At 43.0% G+C, this 1322-nt stretch carries 1 protein-coding gene; it reads left to right on the top strand.

Annotation, left to right across the window (positions count from 1 at the left end; translation table 11 throughout):
* Window positions 1–53 precede the first annotated feature (53 nt).
* The coding region (gene ltrA, locus H6A27_RS14375; RefSeq protein WP_204509182.1) for a group II intron reverse transcriptase/maturase at window positions 54–1322 on the top strand (1269 nt) is incomplete at its 3' end.

Raw genomic sequence — 1322 nt, 5'->3', positions numbered from 1 at the left:
GTTTGTGAAGGACTGAACCTAATAATTAAACGATAGTAATAGAAACATACCTAATGAAAGAACGAATGCAGAAAACATTATCCGAAGTTAATGACTGCCCTCAAAGAGATAGGTCGGAAACCGAATGGTATGAGGGAGTGCAGACTTTCATGTGGATATGTGAAGACAACATCGTGGAAGTACCATTCGACAAGGAACACCTTTTCGAGCAAATCCTGAGTCCTTCCAATCTTAATCGAGCCTATAAGGCAGTGATTGGAAACAAGGGCTGTGGCGGTATCGACAATATGTCATGTGAACAATTGTTTTCATGGCTACTAGCCAACAAAAATGCGCTCATCCGTTCCTTGATGGACGGTTCTTACCGTCCGAACCCCGTCAAAAGGGTAGAAATCCCCAAGGACAATGGCAAGATGCGTCTATTAGGAATCCCCACGGTGGTAGACCGCTTGGTGCAACAAGCCATTAACCAAGTTCTTGGCCCTATCTATGAGCGTCAATTCTCCAGGAGAAGTTACGGCTTCCGTCCTAGAAGAGGCTGCCATGACGCGGTAAGAGGAGCCCAAGAGATAATCAATACAGGCTACACGTACGTTGTAGACCTTGACCTTGAACGCTTCTTCGATACCGTGAACCATAGCAAACTCATAGAAATTCTCAGCCGTACTATTAAAGACGGCAGAGTTGTCAGTCTGATACACAAATATCTCCGAAGCGGTGTAATGAACAAAGGTCTGTTCGAAGCTAGCGAGGAAGGAACTCCCCAAGGAGGACCACTAAGTCCATTGTTAAGTAATATTATGCTCAATGAGCTGGACAAGGAACTCGAACGCAGAGGACTTCCTTTTGTGCGGTATGCCGATGACTCGATGATATTCTGTAAGTCTAAAAGGGCAGCAAGAAGAGTCAAAGAGTCCATAACCCGATTTATAGAGGGAACTCTATATCTTAAAGTCAACAAGGAAAAGACTGTAGTATCGTATGTTAGAGGAGTGAAGTATCTCGGTTACTCCTTCTATGTAATGAAAGGCAAATGTCGTCTCACAGTGCATCCGAAATCCAAATCTAAGATTAAATCAAGACTTAAAGAACTGACGAATCGTAGCAATGGATGGGGATACATGAAGAGGAAACAGAAACTGAAAGAATACATACGTGGATGGATTGGATACTATCACCTTGCCGATATGAAACGTTTTCTTATTAACACAGATGAGTGGTTAAGACGGAGAATACGTATGTGTATATGGAAAGCTTGGAAGAAACCCAAGACCAAGGTGGCAAACCTCATTAAATGTGGTATAGAAAAATACAATGCACGG

This window comes from Bacteroides caecigallinarum, assembly GCF_016902295.1.
Taxonomy (GTDB): domain Bacteria; phylum Bacteroidota; class Bacteroidia; order Bacteroidales; family Bacteroidaceae; genus Phocaeicola; species Phocaeicola caecigallinarum_A.
This window is presented reverse-complemented; position numbering and strand designations above follow the sequence as displayed.